General features: G+C 40.4%; 18 protein-coding genes. 12 read left to right on the forward strand and 6 right to left on the reverse strand.

Annotated features, from left to right (window positions below):
- Positions 1–31: 31 nt before the first annotated feature.
- Complete coding sequence (gene recX, locus MHH31_RS04135) at positions 32–823, forward strand: recombination regulator RecX (protein ID WP_342495318.1); 792 nt, start codon at positions 32–34, stop codon at positions 821–823.
- Between the two features lie 3 nt (positions 824–826).
- Entirely contained in the window at positions 827–1141 is a 315-nt protein-coding gene (locus MHH31_RS04140; RefSeq protein ID WP_008341991.1) for a YfhH family protein, read from the forward strand.
- Between the two features lie 23 nt (positions 1142–1164).
- On the opposite strand, the gene MHH31_RS04145 is transcribed toward MHH31_RS04140, so the two are convergent.
- Positions 1165–1338, reverse strand: a complete 174-nt coding sequence (locus tag MHH31_RS04145; RefSeq protein ID WP_003217811.1) for a YpzG family protein — start codon at positions 1336–1338, stop codon at positions 1165–1167.
- A gap of 25 nt (positions 1339–1363) precedes the next feature.
- Positions 1364–1513, reverse strand: a complete 150-nt coding sequence (locus MHH31_RS04150; protein WP_342495319.1) for a small, acid-soluble spore protein K — start codon at positions 1511–1513, stop codon at positions 1364–1366.
- A 116-nt stretch (positions 1514–1629) separates the two neighbouring features.
- Between MHH31_RS04150 and MHH31_RS04155 the strand changes: the two genes are divergently transcribed.
- From MHH31_RS04155 to MHH31_RS04165, 3 genes are all read left to right on the forward strand, one after another.
- Positions 1630–1902, forward strand: a complete 273-nt coding sequence (locus tag MHH31_RS04155) for a YfhJ family protein (protein ID WP_017366871.1) — start codon at positions 1630–1632, stop codon at positions 1900–1902.
- Between the two features lie 301 nt (positions 1903–2203).
- Positions 2204–3187, forward strand: coding sequence for a glycosyltransferase family 2 protein (locus MHH31_RS04160; RefSeq protein WP_008341983.1), 984 nt, complete (start codon positions 2204–2206; stop codon positions 3185–3187).
- A gap of 87 nt (positions 3188–3274) precedes the next feature.
- Positions 3275–5869, forward strand: a complete 2595-nt coding sequence (locus MHH31_RS04165; protein ID WP_342495320.1) for a YfhO family protein — start codon at positions 3275–3277, stop codon at positions 5867–5869.
- Between the two features lie 23 nt (positions 5870–5892).
- On the opposite strand, the gene MHH31_RS04170 is transcribed toward MHH31_RS04165, so the two are convergent.
- Entirely contained in the window at positions 5893–7026 is a 1134-nt protein-coding gene (locus tag MHH31_RS04170) for an NAD(P)/FAD-dependent oxidoreductase (protein ID WP_342495321.1), read from the reverse strand.
- Between the two features lie 206 nt (positions 7027–7232).
- Between MHH31_RS04170 and MHH31_RS04175 the strand changes: the two genes are divergently transcribed.
- Positions 7233–7700 carry a DinB family protein gene (locus MHH31_RS04175; RefSeq protein WP_017366875.1) on the forward strand — a complete coding sequence of 156 codons (468 nt, stop codon included), beginning with the start codon at positions 7233–7235 and terminating at the stop codon, positions 7698–7700.
- A gap of 4 nt (positions 7701–7704) precedes the next feature.
- Here MHH31_RS04175 and MHH31_RS04180 read toward each other — a convergent pair whose 3' ends face one another.
- From MHH31_RS04180 to MHH31_RS04190, 3 genes are all read right to left on the reverse strand, one after another.
- On the reverse strand, positions 7705–8127 hold the full coding sequence (locus MHH31_RS04180) for a regulatory YrvL family protein (RefSeq protein ID WP_017366876.1): 423 nt from the start codon (positions 8125–8127) through the stop codon (positions 7705–7707).
- 68 nt (positions 8128–8195) lie between these two features.
- Positions 8196–9359 carry an oxalate decarboxylase family bicupin gene (locus tag MHH31_RS04185; protein WP_342495322.1) on the reverse strand — a complete coding sequence of 388 codons (1164 nt, stop codon included), beginning with the start codon at positions 9357–9359 and terminating at the stop codon, positions 8196–8198.
- A 94-nt stretch (positions 9360–9453) separates the two neighbouring features.
- Positions 9454–9618 carry a YvrJ family protein gene (locus MHH31_RS04190; protein ID WP_003217819.1) on the reverse strand — a complete coding sequence of 55 codons (165 nt, stop codon included), beginning with the start codon at positions 9616–9618 and terminating at the stop codon, positions 9454–9456.
- Between the two features lie 166 nt (positions 9619–9784).
- Between MHH31_RS04190 and MHH31_RS04195 the strand changes: the two genes are divergently transcribed.
- From MHH31_RS04195 to cmr3, 6 genes are all read left to right on the forward strand, one after another.
- Positions 9785–10387: a sigma-70 family RNA polymerase sigma factor gene (locus MHH31_RS04195; RefSeq protein WP_100325780.1), complete on the forward strand. Its 603-nt coding sequence runs from the start codon at positions 9785–9787 to the stop codon at positions 10385–10387.
- Complete coding sequence (gene rsoA / locus MHH31_RS04200) at positions 10335–10556, forward strand: sigma-O factor regulator RsoA (RefSeq protein ID WP_061418431.1); 222 nt, start codon at positions 10335–10337, stop codon at positions 10554–10556. The genes MHH31_RS04195 and rsoA overlap by 53 nt, the downstream gene beginning before the upstream one ends.
- Before the next feature lie 1266 nt (positions 10557–11822).
- Positions 11823–12713 (forward strand): DUF6602 domain-containing protein, encoded by an 891-nt coding sequence (locus MHH31_RS04205; protein WP_342495323.1) that lies wholly within the window; start codon positions 11823–11825, stop codon positions 12711–12713.
- A gap of 15 nt (positions 12714–12728) precedes the next feature.
- Positions 12729–14066, forward strand: a complete 1338-nt coding sequence (gene cmr1, locus MHH31_RS04210; RefSeq protein ID WP_342495324.1) for a type III-B CRISPR module RAMP protein Cmr1 — start codon at positions 12729–12731, stop codon at positions 14064–14066.
- Positions 14036–15847 (forward strand): type III-B CRISPR-associated protein Cas10/Cmr2, encoded by a 1812-nt coding sequence (cas10, locus tag MHH31_RS04215; RefSeq protein WP_342495325.1) that lies wholly within the window; start codon positions 14036–14038, stop codon positions 15845–15847. The genes cmr1 and cas10 overlap by 31 nt, the downstream gene beginning before the upstream one ends.
- Positions 15840–17072, forward strand: coding sequence for a type III-B CRISPR module-associated protein Cmr3 (gene cmr3 / locus MHH31_RS04220; protein ID WP_163116220.1), 1233 nt, complete (start codon positions 15840–15842; stop codon positions 17070–17072). The genes cas10 and cmr3 overlap by 8 nt, the downstream gene beginning before the upstream one ends.
- Position 17073 lies beyond the last annotated feature (1 nt).

Raw genomic sequence — 17073 nt, forward strand, 5'->3', positions numbered from 1 at the left:
CTGACTGTTGGAAAAAAGGAGTGATCACAGGATGCCCTATATTACGAAAATCTCTGCTCAGAAAAACAATACAGAACGCGTGAACATCTTTCTTGATGAAAAGTACGCTTTTAGCGTTGATCTAGATGTGCTCGTCCAGCATGATTTGAAAAAGGGAAAAGAGCTGGACGAAGCCGATATCATAGAGATTCAATTCGGTGATGCAGTAAAAAAAGGATTTCAGCAGGCCGTCGATTATTTATCGTATCGGATGAGATCAGTGAAAGAAGTCACCGATTATTTGACGAAAAAAGACATACCAGCACCTGCTATTAGTGAAATTTTACACAAATTAAAACATTATAAGTATGTAAATGATCTTGAATTTGCAGAAGCGTATGTAAGCACCCACCGAAAAACGAATAGCAAAGGCCCGTCAGTGCTAAAAAAAGAGTTAAAGCTGAAAGGCATAGACGATGACACCATCGAACAAGCACTATCGCAATATCCGAATGATTTGCAGCTAGAGGAAGCAGTGAAACAAGTGCTAAAGCTGGTTAAGAAAGAGAAAAACCGGTCCGCAAAAGAAATTGAACAGCGTATCAAATTGCAGCTTCAGCGAAAAGGATTTTCATTTGATATCATTGATAAAGCCCTTCAAGAAGCCTATGATGGACAAGAAGAGGAAAAGGAAGAAGAAGCCCTTCACTATATGCTTGAGAAGGCAAAACGCAAGGTAGGTTATGACGGATCATTTGAGAAAAAAATGAAAGTGAAGCAATTCCTTTACCGAAAAGGATTTGATCTTGATACAATTGATCACGTTTTAGACAAAGGGGAATGACAGATGGAAAAACGCTATAGTGAAATGACAGAATACGAATTAAAGCAGGAGATTGCCGCTCTTTCTGAAAAAGCAAGAAAGGCTGAGCAGCTAGGCATTGTGAATGAATATGCCGTGTTGGAGCGGAAAATTGACATGGCGAAAGCCTATTTATTAGATCCAGCTGCTATTCAGACCAAAACGACTTATCACATCAAAGATACAGACGAGCAGTTTTATGTGGAGTATTTAAATGGGGTTTTTGCTTGGGGCTACAGAGTATCAGCGCCAAATAAAGAAGATGCCCTGCCGATTTCAATGCTTACGCAAAAGGACTGATCCCTAGAGATCAGTCCTTTTCTTTACTTCGAACGTTGTTTACGGACGTTGTTCTGAAGTACGATGTCGTGCTGCGTTTGCTGCGTTTCTCCGTTGACCTGAGAGGCAGAATGTTTAGCATTCGCCCATGGTTGAGGGTAAGCGGTTGTTCTTAATTGAACAAAGTCTTCCATATACGATTTCCCATTTGAACTCATATCTCAAGCACTCCCTTTGGAAAAATTAGCGTTTCCCTGATGCCCTCATACGTTCCTGTGGACGTGTATTCGTCTCACCGTTCGGCCTTTTAGACGCATAAGCATCTGTGGCCACTGGTTCGCCTTCAAACTTGTGATTCACTTGATTTGGAAAGCCCTTTGCTTTATTACGCATACTGATTCCCTCCAAACAATACAAATCATTTGCGTCTTTTGAAGACGTAAGGGTAGTATATGAAAAAAGAGATTTTTTTAAAAAGGCACTTTCTGCTAGATGAAGGAGGAACCAGTATGGAACAATATTTTGAGCGATTAACCGAACAACTAATGGAAAAAAACAATATGCTCACATATGAAGAAGCACGTACATGGGTAGAGCTCCTTTGGAGTGATTTTGAAACAACCTATGCAAAGGCTGGCCGCAAGTATAAAGGACAAGAAACGACTGAACGGATTGTCCGAGAATGGATCGAAAGCTACGGCGCTCAGCTGCATTTATTTCAAAATAAACAATCGAAGGCAAATGAGCATCTGCAACAAAACGACAAAGGGCTGCTGCATTAAAAGGGTTGCCCTTTTCACTTCCACTCATCTTTTTCAATAAACAGGAAAATATATAATTGACCAAACAATTTTATGAAACAATACCCAGTCTGTGATCAAAATTACAGGCTTTTTACAATGGATAAACTTAAAATTACATTAAATTCATGTTGGTGAAAATCACTGGAAATAAAACTCTGATATAATGTAACGATTAAGGATACATGAAATTTATGGATAATAAAAAAGGGTTTCGTTTTCTGACAAAAAAGGAATAATGAACATAACAGACTATGTGAAAAAAGTGAAGAGAAGGTGCGATATGGAACGGGAACTGCTCTCTGTTATAATTCCTTCTTACAATGAAGGTGAAAACATCAGACGAATCTTTGAGGCACTCGAGGAAGAGTTTCGCGATTTTCATTATGACTTTGAAATCATCTTTGTGAATGATGGAAGCAAAGACAATACGCTTCAATACATGAGAGAGCTCTCTCACAAAAGTGCAAAAGTCAAATACATTTCCTTTTCTCGTAACTTTGGGAAAGAAGCTGCAATTTTAGCAGGTCTTGAGCATGCAAAAGGGGAAGCTGCGATCATTATGGACGCCGACCTGCAGCACCCAACGTATTTGATTCAGGATTTTGTTAGAGGCTACGAAGAAGGTTATCATCAAGTCATTGCCAAACGAAACCGTAAAGGGGACAGCAAGCTTCGTTCTTACCTATCATCGATGTATTATAAAGTGATGAACAAGGTGGTCGAAGTGGACTTGCGTGATGGTGTAGGAGATTTCCGCTTAATTTCCCGTCAAGCGATCGACGCATTGCTTCAGCTGAAAGAGGGAAATCGTTTTTCAAAAGGCCTTTTTTGCTGGATTGGCTTTGAAGAAAAGGTCATCTATTATGAAAATGTGGAAAGACAGCACGGTGATACAAAATGGTCACTGAAGAAATTATTTAACTACGGGATTGATGGGGTCATTTCCTTTAACAACCGCCCGTTGCGTATTTGTTTTTATACGGGTATTTTGATCTTATTTCTCTCTTTGATTTACATCGTGGCGACCTTTATTCAAATCGTCAGAACGGGCATCATGGTACCGGGTTATTTCACTTTAATCTCAGCTGTGCTTTTCCTCGGTGGTGTCCAGCTCTTGAGTCTAGGTGTGATCGGAGAATACATTGGCCGGATTTACTATGAAACGAAAAAGAGGCCGCATTACTTAATTCAAGAATCAAATGTCATGGAACAAGAGACAAGCTCAAAAGAACAAGACCGAGTGTTAACGCAGTTATTTAAATAACGTGGAGTCAAATAACCGGCAAGCACGAATCGCTTGCTGGGTTGTTTTGTTTCAATGAACAGTGGATCTTTTGGAGAAAGGATTTAGATGATGAAACGTAGATGGATACTCATTGGAATGTGCCTCATTCTTGCTTTATTAGGCCACTCCTTTTTCTTATATGAATATACGCAAGGCCGATATATGACGGGAGATGGGGATGGCATTTCGCAAATGCTCCCGTTTAAAAAACTGCTGTATGACGAATACGTCAAAGGAAACTTCTTTTATTCCTATCAATTTGGTCTAGGCGGCGGTACATATACGCAATTAGGTTATTATTTTACAACGTCGATGGTCTTTATGGTCACAGTCGCTGTTGTCTGGCTGTTAAATGCGCTTCACCTTATACAGTCAACAGACATTCACTTTTGGGCAAATGCAGTTATTTGGCTGAGTGTGATCAAGCTGACAGTCATTCTGTTCATCGCATATCGTGTGCTCCTTTCGATTGTGCAACATAGGCTGGGGGCGCTGACAGGTGCCGGTATTTACGGACTGTCTATTGTGTACTTTCGGCATCAAACGTTTTGGGAGTTTTTCACCGACAGCATGATGTGGCTTCCGCTGCTTGTGCTCGGGGTTGAACGGATTTTTAAAACAGGTAAGCCGGCTTGGTTTATTGCGGCTTGCAGTCTCATGCTGATCAATAATTTTTACTTTGCTTACATTCACTTTATCTTTTTAGCCATTTATCTCGTCTTCAGATATATGATTAAGCTTCAAAGCGAGGAGCGAGGCTGGAAGGTGTTCTGGACCCTTGCGATCTCTACGTTGTTATCGTTTGGGATCAGTGCTGCCTTTTTTATCCCGTCTGTTTACGGCTTTCTCAATAATGTAAGACCGCCGTATGAACAGGCAATTCCTTGGTTTGCGCTGCATGATCATCTGCTGTTTACAAGCAGGGTGTATTTATTGCCGGTCATCTTTCTGATTTGTCTGTTTCTCGTTCCGCTATACCGGAACAGATGGTTTTTCATGTTCACATCGATCAGTGTTCTGCTGATCATTTTTCACTACAGTCCAAAGATGGCGAGTGTGTTTAATGGTTTTTCTGCACCGCAGTACAGATTTGAATACATTCTTGCTTTTACAGTCGGAGCAGTCGTAGCCATCACCATCAAGCATTTCTCGCAAATGGAGTGGAAGTGGAAAAAACGTGCGGTTTTAGGCGCTTGGATTGTATTCCTTCTCGCAGTCGCCCTTTCAGAACGAGCAAAGGGAAATATGGATGTTGTTGTATTTACCGGAATAGGACTGCTTGTGATCAGCTTGTTCTTCCTCTCGATACATGCGGGGAAACGTCTGCACCTTCGTCTCTTTTCAGCTGTGCTCATCGTTGTGAGCTTACTGACAGCAGGCGTGTATCAGCAGGGCTACTTATTTGAAAGAAGCAATATTAAGAGCGTATCAGATACGTATCTGAATAGTGAGGCGTATGCTGGACATGAGCAAATGAAGCTCATTCAGCAGATTGAAAGCCGCTCAAAAGAAGATCCGCTTGCCCGGATTGATTGGATGAACGGCGTGCGCAACAACACCCCGTTATTTGAAGGCTTTCAAGGCATGAGTGCGTATTCAAGTATATTGAATCAGCATCTGCTCCATTTCTACTGGAATGACCTGCAAATTGATATGGGACGGGAAAGTGTCAGCCGGTATGCAACAATGGGGGACAGGGCGAATTTATACAGTCTGACCTACGGGAAGTATTATATGAGAGACAAATCGATGTCTTTCTCACCGCCGGTTTATTTTAAGCCAATATTGGAAAGCGAACATTATGAAGTGTATGAAAATACACGCCCGCTCCCATTTGCAAGAACAACGAGTACCGTCTATTCAGAAAAGTCACTAGAGCATGCGTCAGCACTTGATAAAGAACATGCGATGTTGCAAGGTGTGATCTTAAACAAAAAAGGAAATGCTGAAATCGACCAATCGCCTGATCGAATAAAGGATACAAACATTCATACTGAACAAGCGGTATACGAAAATGGCGTGCTTGATGTATACGGGAAAACGGGTGGGCTGAATATCACCCTTCCAGATGATATCGCTCGCGTGGGGGATGTATATGTGAGCTTTTATGTGAAGCGGACCGACCGTAACGAGGGATTTCAGTTATCTGTGGATGACTATGTCACATCACGCAAAAGCAATACGTCTGTCTACAAAACAGGCGTTAATGACGTGACGATCCGAGTCCCTGCGGAAAAAATCCTTTCCATACGAGTTCCAAAAGGGACATATGAGCTGAGTCAATTAAAGCTGTATCATGAGCCTTACCGCACCCTTGCGCGGGCATATGAAAAAGAAAAACAGGATGATGGCAGCCAGCAGGTGAAGCTTAAAAATAACCGCTTTACGATTTCTTATGAGAACAAGCGCGGCGATGATTATATGATTCTGCCTGTTCCATATGAAAAAGGCTGGGAGCTCACGGTGAACGGCCATCAAACCGATATTGAACAAGCCAATTATGCGTTTATCGGTTTTCCAATAGAAAAAGGCAAAAACGAGATCGTGCTAACCTACTATCCACCTTATATCAGAATTCTCGCATTGATTTCACTCGTCAGTTTGATCGTTGCGATTTTATATGCACGGAGAAAAAACAAGAAACACCACTTTTCAGCATAAGTGGTGTTTTTTTATCTTTCATCTCATACGTAAGTTTCTTCATCCCATTCAATCGTGTATTCGTTCATTTTTTTATCAATATCGTTTTGAATACTCATGTGCTGAAATAGCGCATTCAATTCTTCTGTCCTCTTTCTTCGATCCTTTTCATAATAATAGAACGCATCTCGATAATCATGATCTCTTAGCATCTTTGCTATGAGCATGGCATCTTCTAGACTATATGATGCTCCTTGACCAACAAAAGGGTTCGCCGTATGTACCGCATCACCTACAAGAACAACACGTCCTTTTGACCACACAGGAAAATCCTTTATTTCATAGATACTTCTTGGAAAGAACATGTTAGTATGATCGATGATGTCAGAAAGGTGTTTAGGAATGTTCCAATGTTCCATTTGTTTATATAATAACTGTCGGATGGTTTCTTGATTGGCTTTCTCAAAATGTTTTGTAGGTAACTTCTCAGGACACTGAGAGAAAGCTTGCCATAAAATATTCATTTTATTTGTTGGATGCGCTTTCCCAAAAATGAATTGAAAGTTTCCGTCATTGTAAAAATAACTTGTTGCCTCATCCAATACAAAATCCTTCACAAACGATACTCCTTGTAGTCCCCAAAAACCGCTATAGTCTAATTTAGCATTAAACGCAATAGCCTCTCTTGTTTTAGAAAAAGTTCCATCTGCTCCTATTACGATATCACCTGTTATCACAGTTTCATCTTCAAAAAGAACCTGAACGGAATGAGGATGCTGTGTGATTGAGATTAACTTTTTGTTGTATTTCACTTCTATTCCTTGGCGGTGAACTTCTTTTAAAAGTGATTTGATGATTTGGTCTCTCATGACGTTCAGTAAAGGAGCATCATAATATTTTTCACTATAATTGTGAAAGATCGCTTCTACTTCATTTTCACTGTTTATTTGCTGGATCTTCTTTATCACAGTTGCATTTGCGATCACTTCATTTTTACACCCGATTCCATCCAAAATCTTTACCCCATTCGGAGACAGTAAAAAACCTGCTCCTGTTTCTAATTCTTCATCTGACCTGCTTTCATAAATCGTACTTTCCATTCCAGCCTTTTTTAAAAATAAAGCAGTAGCCAATCCTGCTACACCACTGCCGATAATGATCACATTTTGAGATTTCATCATTTTTCCTCCCTTTTTATAAACAGACCGGTCGGTTTATTTTAGTGCAAAAAAATAAGCTTTTTCATATAAGACAGCGTATCACAATTCCCCCTTTTCATTTGGTAATTAAAGTATATGATAATATGTTAGAAATGATTTAGCAAGAATGAAACTAACCAATTTCTGATCAACTTCTTTTAAAAACATGAAGGGGATAACAAAACATGAACAAAGACACCGTGATAAAACACTATGAACACACCCTTGAATGGGTACAGTCACTAACGGAAGTAACAGAAGAAGAATGGCGTAGCGCCATCGCTGATGGAAAGTGGAGCATTGCTGAGATCATCGCACATTTCGTTCCATGGGATGAATTTATTTTACACGATCGCCTAAAGGAATTTTGGAACAATAAAGCGTTACCTCAGGCACCTGATGTGCATGAAATGAATCAGCAGTCAGCCGAAAGAGCAAGAAAGGAAGAGAGAAGCGAGACGATCGGGCGATTTATTGTTGTTAGAACAAAATTGCTTCAAGAAATGAAGAAAATCGAAGCATCTCGCTGGACTACACCCTTTCTGATCGGTCAAACTGAGCTGACGTTATCAAGTTATTTTCAAGGTTTGATTAAACATGATCTCCATCATATGGAGCAGGTCAAACAAGCGCTCTCCACAAAAAGACGATAGCGCCTCACGAAGCTTCCTTATCAAACGAAAACGACGCATAATCAAACAAAAAATGAAATAACCAAAGACTTAGCGCAAAGAGAATTTCTTCAGAAGTAGTCAGCAAAATGCCGTCAACCAATTCGTCTGATACATAGACAGCACCCCAAATAAACAAAAGGTGAAATAAAACGGCATAGAAAACGATAGATCGTTTTTTGGACCGACACTTACGAACAAACCGCATGAGCACGTGTTCCAGATGTTCAAAAGAGATCCCAAGTACAACATAGATGCCCATAAACAGAATCAACGATAAAATCGATTGATAAAAAGCACCCGTCAAATGAAAGAACAGCACACAAAACAACAAAAATATGTAACAGACAGCTGATAGCGCCATGAGCCATTTCAGCCCTTGCCATAAAGCGTGAACAGATTGTTGCATGGGTAAACAACACTCCTTTACATGAAGATACCTGCAAAAAGGACAGCCTTTTTGCAGGAAGGTTGGAATTAATCCTCTTTTTTAGGTGCAGCGATGACAGGATGTTTGTCAGTATCAAGCAATTTCAAGAATTCTTCGCCTTGATCTAAATGATCCAAAACAAGCTGTTTCGGTGTGACCGCAAGCCACTGATTGAGCGAGATATCTGCATAATGATCGCTCTTAAAGATTTCTAAGAAATAGAGCGGTTCGTCGCCTGTATTTTCTACATAATGCCCCATCGCAAATGGCACATAGCCAACGTCTCCCGCCTGATAGTTGAAGGTTCTCGCATGTCCATCAGAAGCAAAGACCGTCATTCGTGCCTTTCCAGAAATGAAATATTGCCATTCATCCGTATTTGGATGCCAGTGCAGCTCACGGATGGCACCTGGATCAACTTTCACAAGAGCAGAGGCAATCGTTTTAGAAGCTTTGAAATTGGTAGAATCCGCAATCCACACTTGTCCGCCGCTTGACGTAATCGGCTCTTGCTTTAACAGCTCATATTTAAAGGAGTTCGGGACTTCTCCTTGCTCTGTTTGCACCTTGTCACATTCAAGGGAACCAGGAATTCCTTTTTGGAAAATATACTTCTCTTTCTCTGGCAGCTTCTCAAATTGCTCCTTTGTCATTCCAAAGTTTTGGAGAACGACTTCCTCTGGGGTATGCGCAAGCCAATCAGTCACTTGGAACGTACTATTTTCAGAGAAGGAACCATCATCAAACACAAGCAAGAATTCAGCTCCTGGTTCAAGTGCTTGAATAGAGTGCGGCAAGCCAGAAGGGAAGTACCATAAATCTCCCTCAGTCACATCCTCTGTAAAATTCCGCCCCTCTGCATCAACCGATGTAATTCGGGCTTCCCCATAAATCATGTACGCCCATTCCGCTTCCTTATGCCAGTGCAGCTCACGAATCGCACCAGGTTTTAGCCGCATGTTCACAGAGGCAAGACTTTTAGAGATTGGCAGTTCACGCACCGTTACCTCGCGGGCATAGCCGCCTTTTTCTAAACGGTTGTGCGTATCAGAAAAAGAATATTTCATGTTGGAAACCGTTCCATGATCGGTTTCTGGTGGCGTGAGCATATCTGGGTTTTGTCTGTCTCGCTCGAGATTACGTGGAATTTTGACCGTTGCTCCTTTTTCTCCTCGAATCGGCTGCGGTACACCATTTTGCTTTTCACTCATGATAAAATCCCCTTTCAACATCGTATTGTGTGAGGTGACAAAAGGTCTTTCATTTCGCCCTCGTTTTCATAAGGTGAAACGAATCAAGAAGATGTCAATCTGATTCATCATTTTTTTGAACAGCGACCAATCGTTGGATGAGCTTGCTTAATTCATCAAACTTTCGTTCAAAACGTGTCAGCAAATAAACCGTCAAAATGGCAGGAAAGCCAGCCTGACCGAGCTGCTTCAGCCATTCCTCCGAAAAAAAGGTCTCCATTTGTCTCACCTCCCAGCGGATGCTCGTCTTCTCTATAAGTGGTATGAAAGAAGAAATAGGAAATCAAAGGGGGAGAAAATGAACCATTAGACCCGTTTCACAAAGTTTACTTTTTTTAACTTTTGTCCACTTAATGCAAGTAGAGAGAACAAAGGGGAGGATGCACATGGATTATCGGCTGTTATTGAAAGCAAAATGGAAGGAAATCGTTGACCACCCGCTCATTCAGCAATTTTTAAGCAATCCTAAAAACCAGCAGCTGCTCCGGCAAGTCATGGAAGAGCCAAACGAGGAAAATGCGAAAAAACTAGATTCCGAGTTCAAGCAGTTTTATCAAAAAATCCGCATCATCAAGTATATTTCCACAATGATCCGCATCTTTTCAGTCGACTTTGACAAACGAGTGAAAAAAAAGCAGCATCGTTTTCCGCTCATACTCGATCATCCTGATACGCAAGAAGTGAAAGACCCTGTTCAAACAGATACGTATGAAGCTGTGCTCTTTAACCAACAAGACTTAGGGGAGCACCTGCAAGACCCAAGATTGTACAAGGCCTATCAGCAACTCACAGAAAAACAAAAAATGGTTCTAACCCATATTTATGTCGAAGGCCAAACGATGAAGGAAATAGCCGACCGGCTGGGCGAATCAAGACAAAACATCTCAAACATCCACAAAAAAGCGCTCAACAAACTAAAAGAAGAAACAGGGGGAGATGTCCGTGCAAGAAGACAAAATGACCAATGGAGAAATGGAAGAACTCATTGAAACCTTCACACCCATGATCAAAAAGAAACTACAAAACACGGCATATCAAGAAAGAGAAGACCTCGAACAAGAACTTTACATCAAACTCATCGAAAAAATAGACCGGCTGATTTACCAAGAAGGACCTGGCTTTTGGGAGTTTATTGTGGAATATATGACGAAGATGTAAGAGGAACTGATGGTGCGAATGTCAGGTGAACATAAAATCCCCGGGACATTCGCACCTTTTCATTCGACAAAATTGAGAAAAAATGTATATTTTATAAAGGGCAAAACAAAATTCTTTATTGAAAGTTGTGGATTTTGCCTATCATTTCCTAAAAAATGTTACAATTAGGGCAGAAATCGCAGTCGCACTCTATGTGAGTGCGTGGATTGAAATGAACCGCCATTACTCACGTATTTCTTTTTTGGCAGTCGCACTCTACATGAGTGCGTGGATTGAAATCGAATAGCTCCGCAAATTCATCTGAAGTGAATAGGTCGCACTCTACATGAGTGCGTGGATTGAAATAATGTGTAGATAGTTGGGTATGTGCAAAGTGTGTTGTCGCACTCTACATGAATGCGTGGATTGAAATATTGACGCTTTACTTTCATATAGGCTGTCATAGTCGTCGAACTCTACAAGAGTGGATGGATTGAAAATTTGAATTGGCAGCATCATAAACCAAGCACCCCCGGACTGGCCCAGTAGTCCATGTTTTAAATGAATTCAAAGCTGTTGATGAAACAGCGAAATAAGTATGATTATCATCAATAATAGTTTTTAATTAAATAGGATTAAGAGAGATTCGGTGCGAATATCAGGTGAACATAAAATCCCTGGAACATTCGCACCTTTTTATTCGACAAAAATGGGTAAAAATGTATATTTCATGAAGGAGAAAACAAAATTCTTTATTGAAAGTTGAGGATTTTACCTATCATTTCCTAAAAAATGTTACAATTAGGGCAGAAATCGCAGTCGCACTCTATATGAGTGCGTGGATTGAAATAAAAATATTTATTGTCTCGTCTTTCACTATATTTGTCGCACTCTATATGAGTGCGTGGATTGAAATCATTCAATGGTCTATATTCTGTTTCAAGGTTTGCTGTCGCACTCTACAAGAGTGCGTGGATTGAAATTTCCATCTGCAACCGTTGTTTATATCCATCAAGTCGCACTCTACAAGAGTGCGCGATTTTAAATGATTGTCTCTTAAACGGGTATAGCCACCTCAAATCCATCTTCTTACAATATCCTCTTTCAAATAGCCATCAAATATACTGTTCATTTGTACAGTGAAAACATGACTCCTTGCAGTCATGTTTTTTTCTTCTTCTTTTTCCTAAATAAACCTTAAAAAATCTCAAAATAAGTCGAAATGAAAAGTAGTCATTTAGATTCAAATTTTATCCATTCGTAGTGAATGATGAAGGAGGAATTGTTTTGGGTGAAACGGAGCGAACCGGTAAAGTTGAGCAGCTGATCTTAGAGAATTATCAAAGATTAAACAGCATGATATCCGAAGAAGTAGACTTTGCTTCTAATCATGGCGGGCTGACAGGAGATTCTAGAGAAGTGATGTGGTTGGAGTTTTTTCGGAAAATCATTCCTAAAAAATATTCATTAGCACAAGGTGTCATCATTATTGACTCAGAAGGAAATCATTCTAACGAAGTCGATATTGCCGTATTTGATGAACAGTATACACCGTATGTGTTCCAACACAATTCGTTGAAGTTTATACCGATTGAGGCGGTTGCGGTTGCTATTGAATGTAAAAGTTCAAATTTCGATGTTGATAAATTAGAAGTTTGGTCTGACAATATAAAAAAATTAGTACCGAAAACAAAAGGAATAGCTAGGATGGCCGCCCAAGGGGTTGTCATGGTTGAAAATGATACACAGAAACGAACACGTCCTATTTTAATTTTAGCAAGTAATTTAAAAAGGCAAACAGCAAATTCATCTTCAAAGATGTTTGAAATATTAGACAAAGCATTTGATTTTATACTTATGAAACAAAAGAGTGTATTTCATTTAAGAGCTCCTAATGAAGGTGAACACCTAGGATGGTGGGCTAATGAATTAAATTGTTATGATCCAGAAAGATCTAAGGAACAAGAGGATGAAGAAAAGAAAGAAAATATTGAAAATAATGAAGATGATAGTAAAGACAAAGTGATTTCGAACAAACTCAGTGAATTACGTATTGATCACAATGAGCTGTTAACGCTAAACTTCCAATTAAATCAATTGCTAATGCTCATCAACAATCCCATGTTTTTCCCTCACTATGCATATGCCGAGCTATTTCAGAAACAGATAACAAAGTGAAGAAAGGAGAGCGACATGACAAGGGAATCTAGTAAACCCAAAACGAATTGGCATGATGTGAAACATGCGATCGACACGAAAATTCATGAAGACCAAAAACTTTTTAAAGAGCCGCTTACTATTCATTTGGTTACGCCAATGTTTGGCGGAGGGCCCCAATCAAACTCAATTGATCAAGACAGACCGATTCGAGAAAGTTCAATTCGTGGTCATCTTCGTTTCTGGTGGCGTGCAACTCGAGGAGCTGTATGCAGAAATGCGAATGAATTATCTAAAAGAGAAGCAGAGATATTTGGTCATACAGAAAAAAGTAGCTTAATTAAAGTAATCGTTGAAGAAATATTTAAAGAACAAAAACAAATCAAATTCCCTCCAACATATATTTTCCAAAAAACACCAAATAAAATGTTTATGGGATATTTCAAAATGAATGTTTATTTGACCGAGAGTGCTTCAATGACTTCACAAGACAAAAAGAAGTTAGGCAATGAAATCGAAGCCGCACTATGGGCGTGGATCAATTTTGGGGGACTTGGTGCAAGAACGAGACGTGGTTGTGGGAGTTTATACTGTGAAACATTTTCTCCTAAAGAGCAAGAAGTCAGTAAGGAGCGATTTGATCAATGGTTTAAAGAGAAGATATGTCAATATGCTATCTCTATTCCCGAAGTGCCTCGTGAATGGGCAACGCTAAGCTGGGAGTTTAGATTACAAAATAAAGCTTCTCAAACGCATGTATCCTGGACGAGAACAATGGATACATACATTGAATTTCGTAAAAAACATAATATCCAAAATGGGGAGGTTGGGAGAAGTTATTGGCCTGAGGCAGATTCCATACGTCATCTAGCGAATATGTCACATCCTGATCATCAATTACCGTATCCTTCAAATAAACCAAAGAGATATATCGCTTTTCCTAGGGCGCAATTTGGTATGCCGATTGTTTTTAATTTTAAAAAGGAATCGAAAAAAGATAAGAAGCGAAGCAAAGAAGAAATAGCAAAAAGAAAATGGTTTCAAAAGGAGCCTAATACAAAGACGTTAGTCCCGCGAAATAAAAATCGTTTGGCTTCACCACTCATCTTAAAACCATTGGCTATTAATCAAAAGGAATCAGTGGGCATGGTGATGGTGTTGCAACAACCAAAGATCGAAGCTTTATCGCTTTTAGGGGACAGAAAGCCTTTGCCCGATGTGACAGATGAACAAAGTATCTATCCAACAGCCACCTACTCAAAAAACCCATTACAAGACGAGAGTGGCCGGACGCACTCATCGGCGATTCAAGCCTTTTTACATAGCAAGGAGGTGCAAACATTTTGTCAGAAGAATTACAAAAACAAACATTAATGCTATTTTCGATAGGGCCTGTTCAAGAATTTATTGCGCAAGCAAGGCGGACGCGTGATTTATGGTTTGGCTCTTTTCTTCTATCTGAATTAAGTAAAGCAGGTGCGAAGAAATTTCAAGAACTGGGTGGAACGCTTATTTTCCCTGTGTTCAACGAATCCTCTGCAAAAACAAACAACGCACCAAATAAAATATTGGGGGAAATCTCACACGAACAACCTTCATCCGTTGCAAGACAAGTAAAAAAAGCAATATATAACAAATGGAAGGAATACGCAGACTTCGTAAGAGGGATTGTGGATCCTTATATTCAAATAGGCACATGGAATCGACAAGTAGATGATTTAATAGAATTTTATGCTGTGTGGACTGAGATGCAAACTCAAGAGGAAGCGGCAAATGCGTCCGCAAGTCCATATCATATGGCTCTTCAAGAAGTCGAAGGTTTAATGGCTGCAAGGAAGACTTTAAGAGATTTTAAACAAAATGAGCCAGGGGCGTTATTCGGTGAACCAAAATCATCACTTGATGGTGGCCGGGAATCAGTTTTCCAAAAGCAAAAAACACCACAGCAAGTGGCGCAATTAGCAAAATGGGGAATTGGTGAACATGAATCATTAGATGCGATTTCAGTGATCAAACGATTGTCCTTACATAAGCACCCGAGTATGACATTTCCATCAGTCTGCGATAAAGCATTTGCTCCCTATCAAAACATGTTGGAAGAAAATGAACAGATGAAGAAAGCTGCCACTCAATATGTGAAAGATGTAGAAATGTATCTTGAGAATATGAATCTAACAGTAGCCCCTATTGATTTGAGTGAGGCATCGCTTTTTTATGATAGAAGAATAGAAGATTATCTTGAACAACGTGGACTTGTCGGGACCACACGAACAGAAGCGAAAAATGACATCACACAGCTGCTCGAAAAATATTTCAAAGGTGAATACAGCAAGCATCACGGCCAGCCGGTTAAACCACCAGCACCTTCACCTTACTATGCCTTTCTCATGGCGGATGGAGATAAGATGGGCAGCCAACTACGAAATATACAGCATGTAGAAAGCCATATTGCATTTTCTAAAACGCTCTCAACTTTTGCTTCAAAGGCTCGTGGGATTATTTCCAAATGTGAAGGTACATTGATCTATGGCGGTGGAGATGATGTCATGGCTTATGTACCGGTTCACAAATGCTTAGAAGCAGCTGGGAAATTACAAAGAGAATTTGTTTCAACGATGAAGGCTCATCAACATAGTGAGACACCTCCTTCGATTTCAATTGGCATCGCCATCGTTCATATGCTTGAGCCTCTTGAAGAAGTAAGAAGTATGGCACGCCAGGCTGAACAATATGCAAAACAAGAGCGAAATTCATTAGCGATTCATTTCCAAAAGCGAGGCGGAGGAGACACAATGAATATCTCAGTCTCATTTCAAATAGATCCAGTGGCCTCTATCCAAGAGATGACGACGTGGTTAAAACAGTCTTATTTCACATCTGGCTTTGCATATGGCTTACGAGAGTTGTATCAAACATACGAACAGTCTTCATTTAAAAAACAGCCAGCAATTTTAGATGAACTCATTCCACTAGAGATAAGACGTCTTGCATTCAAAAAGAAAACGGAAGCAAAAACAGAGCAAGAAACGAAAGAGTGGATCGATCAATTGATTGCGAAGTATATACCGAAGAAGAATACATTAGAAGAATTACATACAATCGCTGAATGTATGATCATTGCTCTTCAACTAGAGGAGGTAAGTGGACATGCCTGAAAGATGGTTTCACATTCAACCGCTTGACCCGCTGCTTATTCGTGATGCACGCCCATTTCAAAGTGTACCGGGTATACGGGCGCGTTCACTAAACGATGTTCCGCCAAGTGTGGTCGCAGGAACACTTCGTACAGCTCTAGCGAAGAAACGACAATCAATCAAACACACCACGCCACTTTCTTATTATGCAAAATCTCTTGTGCGAGGTCCTTTATATCGTTGGCATGATCATTTATATGTGCCAATGCCTCATGACCTTGAGTTATTCGATGATGAGTATGGCATGTATCAAGTGAGACCAAAGCCAATGATGTCGGAAGGACAGGGCTTTTTTGGTACAGGAAAAACAGGCCGTTTTAGTGAGGCATTATGGCCACCAATTGGAGCTGGTGCTCGTAAAAAAATGAAATCGCCGCCTGCTTTTGTATCACTAAAGTGGATGGTGAACTGGCTGACAGACGCAGTGGATGAGAGTCAGGTGAAGGAAGCCTTGACTGAATACCAACACATGCAGAAGGAAAATCATTCTTTCAAAAAGGAAACACCACCGGCATTTATTCCAGCATTACAGCGTCAGGAACGAACACAAATTGAGGTGGAAACTGGCAGGAAAAAGGCAAAAGATCAGCATCTATTTTCAACTGAATCGCTCTTATTCCCAGATGACTTTAAACTGGAGGCAGGAATAGATTTATCTACTGAAGAGTCAGAAGAATTAAAGCCTTTCTCAGGCATTCACCCAATCGGTGGTGAACGGCGGCTGGCTCATATAAAAGACCGGCCACATGTATACCAACAAGATTGGACATGTCCGGATGCTATTAAAGAATCGCTCAAAAACAAGCCGTATGTTCGCATGATATTGGCGACACCTGCTTATTTCAGTAAAGGATGGCAGCCCGGATGGCTGGATGAACAGCTCATGTCAAAACCACTATTTGATACAAATGTACGACTGAAATTGGTTTGGGCCTCTGTTCCACATTGGCAGCCAATTTCTGGATGGAGTTTAGCGAATAAAGACAAAGGGCGTGAAAAAGCAATACGACGCTTAGTCCCCGCGGGTAGCGTTTACTTCTTTACAGTAGAAGAAGGAGATCCAGCAGAACTGGCCGAAAAAATGTGGCTTCAATCAGTATCCGATCGTAACCGGCGTAAAGAAGCGTTTGATCGTGAAGATGGCTGCGGGTTAGCACTTTGGGGAACATGGAAGCCGAATGAATAAG

Source organism: Bacillus sp. FSL K6-1033, from assembly GCF_038630765.1.
GTDB lineage: Bacteria > Bacillota > Bacilli > Bacillales > Bacillaceae > Bacillus > Bacillus altitudinis.